We start from the raw sequence: 8934 nt of genomic DNA on the forward strand, positions 1-8934 counted from the left end.
ACCGACCCTTCCGTCGAATGTTAGTGAGCGATAACGTAGGACGTGGCTCAGCCCAGGTCAAGGCCCCAGGAAGAGCGACGGGCGTTACTTTGTGATAACAACAGGGGTTGACCGGGCACGCACGGGAGGGGCCGCGACCAGAGCCGCCCCGGCCACATCGCGACCGACAGCCACACAGGGCCGCACAGGCGGCCGCGGACTGACGCGACTCCCGCTTCGTTACTGCGCACTAACGAATTCACCTCTCCATCCGGGGACTTGACCGCGCCCAAGCCACGTCATATGTTATTCGTCAATAACATTCGAGGGAGGATCGACATGGACGTCATCGTCATGACTGAGGGGGACATCCCGACCGGGCTCGCACGTGAGCACCGTTACCGAGGGCCGGTCGAGGAGGCGCCACTCGCGGCGCACGTCGACGTGAATGCCTTCGGCGGCTACCACGACCCCGCAGTCCGAGCTGTCCGCGAGGTGTGGAATGGCTGATCAAGTCCAGGGGCTGGACGCCGCTGCCTTCCGTTCGGCGTTGGCCCAATTCCCTGCCGGCGTGACGATCGTGACGACCCGAAGTGCCGGGGGCACCCCGCATGGGTTCACCGCGAGTTCCTTCGCGTCGCTGTCGCTCGATCCACCACTTGTTCTGGTGTGCCTGGACCAAGGAGCGGACTGCTTCCCAGCTTTCATAGCGGCTGAGCGGTTCGTCGTGAACATCGTGACGCCCGCGCATGCGAAGTTGGCCATGAGGTTCGCCACGAAGGGCGAGGACAAGTTCGCACACGGAAGCTTCGAGTACGACGAGGGCGGGCACCCGATACTGCCCGACGCCGCGGCGGTCATCCGCTGCGAGCTGGAGCAAGCCATCCCCGGCGGAGATCACGTCATTCTCATCGGTCGTGTGCACGACGCGCGCGCTGGCAGCGGCAATCCGGTGATGTGGTACCGCGGTGATTTCCTCCACCTCGGGCAGAGCGTCACATGACTGACATCGGACCCGGCTCGTCAGCTCCGGTGGATCGCACGAGTGGTTCATCCACGCGCGGCGCGCGGTGTGGTGGAACCCTCCGCTCGGGCCGTACTGCGGGGCCGTCCGGTGAGTGATTCCGTGGAGGTCGACCTCGTGAAGATCGGAAACGTGCTGCACCCGGTGGCCGACATCGACGCCGCCGTGCGCTTCTACGCCGACACCTTTGGCCTGGCGACGAAGTTCGTCGATGGCGACCGCTACGCCGCCCTCGACGCCGGCAGCACCACGTTGGCCCTGACCGGCCCGGCCGAGGACGTCACCGGTGGGGTGCCCGCGGCATCGTTCAAGGTCCCCGACGTGGCCTCGGCGCTCACCGCCCTCGTACAAGGCGGCGGATCCGTGGTCCGGGAGGCCGAGCAGGGCCCGCACGAGGTCCGGGCCGTGGCCCGGGACCCATGGGGCAACACCGTAGTGATCTACGGGCCGCGGTAGCGGTCGGTCCGGTAGCGGGTCGGCCTCCGCCGTGTGCCGGACCGAGACGCCGTCTGATGCCCATGAGATTCCTGTTCGTGTCCCTCCCGGCCGTCGGCCAGATCCTCAGCCTTTCGCGCGCCGGAACAAGCCGCGTGTCCGAGGCACCAAAACGCGTCGGCCGAGTCACCCGCCCTCGAAGCCCGGAAGGATTCCGTGCGCCCCGCCTTCTCCTCGCCCTCACCGGATCACCCACCGGCACCGGACCCATCGCTCGACACCCTCCGACCGCGACACGGTGAAGGTCTCCGCGGAAGCACGCGTCGTGCCCGGCGTGCGTTCGTCGCCGCCAACGCCGTCCCTTTTGCCGTCGGCATCGCGCTGTCCTTGCTGACCGCCCTTCCCGCAGTTCATGTGTACGGGCACATCACCCTCGGCCTCGTCTGGGGCATCCTGCAATGCGGCCTCTTCGTCGCCACCGTGTGGGTGTACGAGACGCGATGCACAGCCTGCGATCCCGTCGAGCGGCCCCGGACCTCCGGCGTACCCCAGGCCGAGGCGCCGGGTGCGCCCCCCTTCGATGATCCCTGGCGGTGAAGCGGTGACCGTGCACATCGTGGGAGCAGGTGTACTCGACCCGATCGGTTCAGACGCCAGAGGCCCCGTGATCGTCGCCTTCCTGGTCTTCATCGGGCTGTCTCTGCTGTGGCTTTTCACGCTTGCCTCGAGTCAGGAACACGAGCCGGAGAGGCTCTACCTCGCGGATCGGTCACTCTCTCCGGTCTTCAACGGATTCGCCATGGCGGGCGAGCAGATCACGGTCGTCACCCTGCTGGTGATGTCCGGGTTCATCGCTCTGTACGGCTACGACGGATTCAGCATCGCCATCGACCTCATGCTCGCCCTCGGTGTACTGCTGCTCCTTGCGCAAAAAATACGCGACAGCGGGCTTTATACGCTCGGTGACCTCTTCTCCCTGCGTGCCGCGGGGCGCGCGTCGCGGACTGCCGCGGCTCTGGTGACACTCGCGATCGCCATTCCCCTTCTCATGGTCCAACTGCGGGCCACCGGCGTCAGCGTGGCCCTCCTGATCGGCCGGTCGAACCATGGAACCCAAGTGGTCTGCACGGTGCTGATGGGGCTTCTCGTCGGCTTCTTCGCCGTCGTGGCAGATCTGCGAGGCACCAGTTTCATGCAGGTCGTCAAGGTGGTCGTCACCCTGATCACGCTTTCGCTGATCACGCTGCTGGCCCTCAGCAGATTCGAGTGGAACCCGGGGTATCTGCTCTCCGCGGCGGCGGAGAAGAGCGTGTCGCCGAGTGGATATCTGAGCCCCGGACTCTGGCCGCGCATCGCGAACCTCGGATCGCTCAACGCGATCGGCGAACACATCGTCGTCATCCTCGGTACGGCCGTGCTACCGAACCTGATCCTGCGGGTGAGCGCCTCCCGCACCGGGCGCTCGGCACGCCGGTCCATGAGCATTGCCTCGGGACTGGGTGCAGCCTTTGTCGTCCTCCTGAGCGCGGCGGGCTTCGCGGCCGCGGCCGTGGTGGGAGGCGACGTCATCCGAGCGGTTGACGACGTTGGGCAGGGGTCCCCGATTCTGCTGGCTTCGGAAGTACTCCCGCACGGCTCAGTGGCGCGCGTCGCGCTCATCACGGCCATGGCGTCCGTGGCCTTCCTCACCGCGCTCACGACCGTGTCAAGTGTGGCCTTCGCTGCCGCTGTCACCTTCGCGCGTGATGTGTTCCCTCAGGGCAAGGGCCCGCGCACCCGAACCGGAGAAGCGCGAGTACTGCGTCTGACCCTCGTCGTCCTGGTCGCCGTGAGCCTGTCGCTGTCCACAGCCATCAGCCGGTACCCGGTCGAGTCCCTGGTCATCTTCGCTCTCTGCGTTGCCGCCTCGAGTGTGTTCCCGGCGCTGACCTACACTTTCTTCTGGCCCAAGTTCAATCGCCGGGGGCTTCTCTGGTCCGTCTACGGGGGACTGCTGCTGTCCCTCGTGCTCACGGCCTCCTCACCCGTCGTCACCGGTACCGAGAACTCACTGTGGCCGGAGTTGAGTCTCAACTGGTATCCGTACTACAACGCGGGCATGGTGTCCGTGCCGGCGGCATTCTTCCTCGGGTGGATCGGCAGCCTCACCTCACCAGAGAGTTCTCAACCGGTCGCCGGTGCGGTGCGTACGACGGGAAAGGACGTCGGGCGGAGGAGCACAGCCCGCCCGCGGACAGCACGCGGTCGGCATGCGGGCTGATTCGCCGCGGTCGTGGTATCCGCAGGCTCGACGATCTCCTGCACCCGGGCGGCTTCCGCGCGGGTGCAGGAGATCGTGGATCTGGCCGTCCGCTCAGGCGGGTAGCGGCTTCAACGCGGTCTTCGGCAGTCGCGCGACGGTGATCACTCCGATGAGCGTTACGGCGAGGATCCAGTAGACGGGGCTGGTTCTGCTTCCGGTGCCGGCCACGAGGGCAGCGGCGACGAGTGGCGTGATGCCGCCGATGATCACGCCCAGGTTGTAGCCGATCGCGATACCTGAGTAGCGCACGCTTGCCGGAAACAGCTCGGTGGCCAACGGCCACGTAGGCACCTGCGCCCACCCGGTGAAGAACATGAAGACCAGATAGACGGCCCCGACGGCCCAGAGGTTGGTTGCCGCGATGAGGAGCGCGAAGACCGGCCAGGCGATGACGGCGAAGATGATGTAGGACGCCAGCAGGATGGGCTTGCGGTCGTAGCGATCCGTCAACTTGCCCGCCCATGGGTAGGTGAAGGTGGCCAGGGCGATGCACAACGCCGATGTCCAGGCGACGCCGGTGGCGGAGAATCCTTCCTCCTGCAGGAAGATGGCGAAGTAGGCGACGCCGAAGTAGCCGGTGCCGTTGAACGCGATGGCCAGGCCCGCCACGCGGGCGACCGACAGCGGGTGGCTCCGCAGAGCGGCCAGCATCGGGCTGCGCACGATCGCGGCCTTCTCCTTCAGCTCTTGGAATTGCGGCGACTCCTCGACCCGCAGGCGAGCCCGCAGACACACCACAGTGAGGACCAGCGAGAGGAGGAACGGAATCCGCCAGCCCCACGTTGCCATCTGGTCGGCCGGAACCAGCAGCCGGACCACCCCTACGACGGCGGCGGCCACGGCGAACCCGAGAGTGGACCCCATGGAAACCGTCGATCCGTAGAAGCCCCGCTTGCCGGGCGGCGCCAGTTCGGCGATGTAGGTGGCAGCGCCACCGATCTCACCACCGGCAGCGAACCCCTGGGCGAGTCGCACAACGACGATGGCGATCGTCCCGGCGACTCCGACCTGTCCATAGGTGGGCAGCAGGCCCATCACGCCGCACGCCGCGCCCATCATCACGATCGTCGCGACGAGGGCTGTCCGGCGGCCGCGGCGGTCGCCGAGGCGACTGAAGAACCAGCCACCGAGCGGACGGATGATGTAGGACGACGCGAACACCGCGAGCGCGGACAGGGTTGAGACCGTCGGATTGTCGCTGGGGAAGAACAACGGTCCGATGGTGAGCGTCAGAAACCCATAGACACTGAAGTCGTAGTACTCGATCAGTGTCCCGACGCCGCCCGCCAGCGACGCGCGCCGGGCGGACCTCAAGCTGATCGTCTTTTCGGAATGTTGTGCCGTCGTCATTGACTCTCCTTGTCACACCAGGATGGGAGGCGCGCCGTTCGGCCGCCCTCGTCGCGCGAGGTCGACGCCGTCACGTTGCTCGGCGCGATCAGGGGGTGGGTCCTGGTCGGACCCTTCCGTCGGGTCGGGCTCCGAGGCGCTGTGGCGAGGTGACAGTCGCGGGTGCCCGGTGCTGCCTCAGGGGGCTGAAGCCCCGATCTCTCTGGATTCGAGCGGCGCAGCCGTCAGGGTCCACCTCGTCGGTGACTGCTGATTCGACGACTGCGGGATGGCCATCGGATGATGGGGCGCATCGATGGAGCGCCGCCGATCGCATGCCATACCTCGTGGGTCAGCAGGAACTGCGTACGCACACACTCGATGCACTTCGCATGTGCTGACTCTGACCCGTCGTACACAGACGCGCAATGCACAGATACGACTGGACTAATTCAAATTCCACAAGTATGGATGCAGAAGAGACATGGTCTGGGAGTGGCGCACAAGAATGGAATTACGTCAGCATTGCCGAACGGCTCAAGCCGCGAAGCAGTCCGGGGAAACGAACTGCTCGGGCCAGGGGCTGAAGCCGGAGAGGATCTGTGGCCGTCGTGCCTGTACTTGCCGCCGCTGGCGATGATCACGTCCTTCTTCCGACCGATGAGGCGGATCTCACCGTGCGCGGTACGCTCGATCAGGTCGCCGGTACGGAACCAACCGTCCTGCAGGACGGCAGCTGTCTCCTTGGGGTTGCGCCAGTATTCGCGAAACAACAGTGGTGCGCGGACCAGCATTTCACCATCATGCGCGACCTCGACCTGGAAGCGTGGGTCCGGGAATTTTCGACCAATATATCCCGGGCGCGGAAACGTCTGGCCGAAATGAGCAACGGGGCAGCCGACTGTTTCGGTGAGGCCATAGCATTCGCGGAGATCCAGCCCCCAGATCTGCCACAGCGAGATGACGTTCTCGGGCATCGCGGCAGAGGGTGAAAGCGACGCGCAGGCGGTCCAATCCGACGCTTGCCCGCAACGGCAGGAAGACACGGTGAAGCACTGCGGTGTATGCGAGCCGCAGCGATACCGAGGGATGACCTCTGGATCAACGGCGCTCGGCCATTCGGCGACCGACCCACATCGCGCCTTTGTAGGCGTACTGGCGCGCCCGGGGCCAGGCCTGCGTTCGTGCGATCAGCTCGCCGGCGACCTTCTCGTAGAAGCGCGGGGGCCACAGCAGCGCCGTCGGTCGCACGGTGCGCAACGCGTCCTCGTAGTCCTCGATGCGGCAGTACGTCACCACGAGACGTGAGAGCAGCGGAGTGAAGATCAGCAGCAGCGCCGGCGCCACGTGGGCCAGCGGCAGGAAACCGACGATGTCCAGCTCGCGGCTGTCGAGCTCCGGATAGAGGCCGACGACGGCCTGGACCGAGTGCTGAAGCGTACGGTGCGAGTGTGTGACGCCTTTCGGAGCTCCTGTGGATCCCGACGTGCAGAAGAGAACGACGGGGTCGTCGAGTGTCGTGGCAGCGACCATCTCGACCAGACGGCCGGATACGACGCTCGGATGCCGCGCTCCCTCCGTGCGCAGCTCCTCCCACGTTGTCCCGGTGATTGCCCCAGGCAGCGCCGACGGGGCGGTGTCCATGCCGACGACGAGCCGCAGCTTAAGGTGTGCGGGCCGCGATCTCCGCCACCTTGTCGAGCTCCGTAGCTGTCTCGCCCATAAAGGCCACTGCCTCGCTGTGCGCCAGGATCTGCTCGATCTCGGCGGGCGAGTTAGTGGAGTAGACGCCCACCACCACGCCGCCGACACTCTGCACGGCCAGTGCGACGAAGGCCCATTCGGGGCGTGCGCTGCTCATCACCGCGACGCGATCGCCGTGCCGCACACCGTGGTCGACAAGGCCGAGCGCGATCTCGCGTACTCGATCTCGGTACGTCCGCCACGTGATCGCTCGCATGCACAACCCCATCGCGCCAGTGGCGCAGCGCGACAATGTCGGGCTCGGAGGGCGCACGATCAAGCAACAGCTGCGGACGCGTCCGGATCGGTTCAAAATTCATCAGATCCATCGCGCGGCCTCTCCGCGGATCCACCAGAGCTGACGAGCAGGGCTCGATACGTTTCATGTAACACCCTGCCCGAGGTGGAGGAAATCACCGCGGCACCACATCACCGGCTCGTCCCCGACATCCGGGTCATCCCGAAGCGCCGGGTCGCCTCACGGTCACCAACCCCGGATCAGGTCAGCGGCTACGAGCCGCGCCTTGAATACCCCCACTCCGGTCAGATCGCGTCCGCGGGGACGAGCAGCGCGTTGATCGCGGCGGTGCGGATGGTCGTCGCGACGATGTCGGGATCGAGGCCGCTGTTGAACTGGGGCACCGCGTTGATCATCGAGAAGACGGCGTGTGTGAGAACGCGGGTCTGCGCGTCTGACAGGTCGGGCCGCAGCCGGGTGACCAGTCCGCTCCACTCTTCGGCGTAGAGGCGCATCATGCGCCGCATGCGATGGCGCTCGTCTTCCGGGACGTTGTGTTCGTTCTTCAGGAACACCAGCGTGGACGGAACGTTCTGGAGACTGCGTCTGACGTGGTAATCGATCATCTCCTCGAGTGCCTTGCGGGGATCCGTCACCTCGGCTGCCGTCTTGCGGGCATGAACCAGCAGTTCGTTGAGCGGATCCTCGAGCACCGCGATCAGCAACGCCTGCTTACTCGGGAAGTGCCGGTAGAGCGCGGGGCCGGTCACACCGGCACGCGCGCCGATCATCTCAGTGGTGACCGCATCGAAGGCACGCTCGTTGAACAACTCTCCGGCGACCTTGATCAGCACCTGTCGGCGGGTGGCGCGGGGAGACGCGGTACGGGGGGTAGGTGAACTCGACACACGCAGAGTCTAGTCTAGGTGAGCGGCCGATAACGTGCCCTTGCGTGTTCCGCGAGCAGGTCGGCCACCGCGGTCAGACAGGCGAAGCCCAGCTCGGACGACATGCCGCGCGGATCACCGAGCACCCCGCTGGGTGCGACCGCCTTGACACCGTCAGTGAATACGCGGGCCAGCAACGCGTCATCCATGGCCCCGGTGAAACCTGCGGCGGCGCGATCGTTCCTCACCGCGTCCGGCCGCACGGCCAGCATGATCGAACTTTCGGCGACATCGGCATGGCCTCCGACGTGGTCGGCGAGGCCGGCGACGCGTTGAGCGGCGTCGCGCCATGCGCGGAGGACCGCTGCCGAGTCTGCGAACGCGATGACATCCAGGTCGGAGGGAAGCCGCGCGGCGAGCTTCGGCTCGATGTCACCGAGCACCGGGTAGTTGCCGATATGCGCTGAGAAGATCAGCACCCTGCGGAAGCCGTGCCCGGCAAGGCTCGCACAGCAGTCGGCGCAGATCGCTTCGAGCGTCTCGGCCCGCAGCGAGAGCGTTCCGGCGAAGCCGAGGTGGTGCGACGAGCAGCCGATCCGCACCGTCGGTAGCACGAGCGCGTCGCCAAGCCGCTCGGCGACAAGAACACCCAGTCGATCGGCGTGGTCGCTGTCGACCGACATCGGCAGGTGCGCACCGTGCTGCTCCGTGGCGCCCAGCGGCAAGACCGCCGTACGCATACCGCTCGCGATGGCACTCGCGATGTCAGGCGAGGTCAAACGCTCAATCCGCAACTCGCTCATGTGTGGTCACTCCTCCTGTGCCTGCTCGGCCAGTACCTCGCGGATGCGTCACTACTCGGCGGATGGGGAGAGGCTCGCAGTCGAGGCTTACACACGTTAATCATAATTAACACCTTCACCATCCCTCGTGGCCTTGACCTGGGCTGAGCCACGTCCTACGTTATCGCTCACTAACATTCGACGGAAGGGTCGGC

At 66.0% G+C, this 8934-nt stretch carries 10 protein-coding genes; 4 read left to right on the forward strand and 6 right to left on the reverse strand.

The genetic code is table 11. The annotated features are described in order from the left end of the window. The first annotated feature begins 318 nt into the window (after positions 1-318). The 4 genes from ASC60_RS41965 (at position 319) to ASC60_RS38110 (ending at position 3698) form a co-directional block, all read left to right on the forward strand. Positions 319-489: a hypothetical protein gene (locus ASC60_RS41965; RefSeq protein WP_159043414.1), complete on the forward strand. Its 171-nt coding sequence runs from the start codon at positions 319-321 to the stop codon at positions 487-489. Continuing rightward, positions 482-982, forward strand: coding sequence for a flavin reductase family protein (locus ASC60_RS38095; protein ID WP_055558310.1), 501 nt, complete (start codon positions 482-484; stop codon positions 980-982). Before ASC60_RS41965 ends, ASC60_RS38095 begins: the two co-directional genes overlap by 8 nt. A gap of 138 nt (positions 983-1120) precedes the next feature. Further along, positions 1121-1459 (forward strand): VOC family protein, encoded by a 339-nt coding sequence (locus ASC60_RS38100; protein ID WP_234357328.1) that lies wholly within the window; start codon positions 1121-1123, stop codon positions 1457-1459. Positions 1460-2039: 580 nt separating this feature from the next. Next, complete coding sequence (locus tag ASC60_RS38110) at positions 2040-3698, forward strand: transporter (RefSeq protein WP_234357329.1); 1659 nt, start codon at positions 2040-2042, stop codon at positions 3696-3698. Positions 3699-3791: 93 nt separating this feature from the next. Here ASC60_RS38110 and ASC60_RS38115 read toward each other — a convergent pair whose 3' ends face one another. The 6 genes from ASC60_RS38115 to ASC60_RS38135 form a co-directional block, all read right to left on the reverse strand. Beyond that, positions 3792-5090, reverse strand: a complete 1299-nt coding sequence (locus ASC60_RS38115; protein ID WP_055558314.1) for an MFS transporter — start codon at positions 5088-5090, stop codon at positions 3792-3794. 431 nt (positions 5091-5521) lie between these two features. Continuing rightward, a complete protein-coding gene (locus tag ASC60_RS40450; RefSeq protein WP_079038914.1) occupies positions 5522-6046 on the reverse strand; it encodes an AMP-binding protein in 525 nt (174 codons plus the stop codon). A 124-nt stretch (positions 6047-6170) separates the two neighbouring features. Then, positions 6171-6713, reverse strand: coding sequence for an AMP-binding protein (locus tag ASC60_RS43860; protein ID WP_055558315.1), 543 nt, complete (start codon positions 6711-6713; stop codon positions 6171-6173). 19 nt (positions 6714-6732) lie between these two features. Continuing rightward, positions 6733-7029 carry an AMP-binding protein gene (locus ASC60_RS43865; RefSeq protein ID WP_159043415.1) on the reverse strand — a complete coding sequence of 99 codons (297 nt, stop codon included), beginning with the start codon at positions 7027-7029 and terminating at the stop codon, positions 6733-6735. Positions 7030-7355: 326 nt separating this feature from the next. Then, positions 7356-7904 (reverse strand): TetR/AcrR family transcriptional regulator, encoded by a 549-nt coding sequence (locus ASC60_RS38130; protein ID WP_199831180.1) that lies wholly within the window; start codon positions 7902-7904, stop codon positions 7356-7358. A gap of 68 nt (positions 7905-7972) precedes the next feature. Beyond that, a complete protein-coding gene (locus ASC60_RS38135) occupies positions 7973-8740 on the reverse strand; it encodes a creatininase family protein (protein ID WP_055558317.1) in 768 nt (255 codons plus the stop codon). Between the last annotated feature and the right edge of the window lie 194 nt (positions 8741-8934).

The sequence above is a fragment of the Streptomyces sp. NBRC 110028 genome, assembly GCF_001417735.1.
GTDB lineage: Bacteria > Actinomycetota > Actinomycetes > Streptomycetales > Streptomycetaceae > Streptomyces.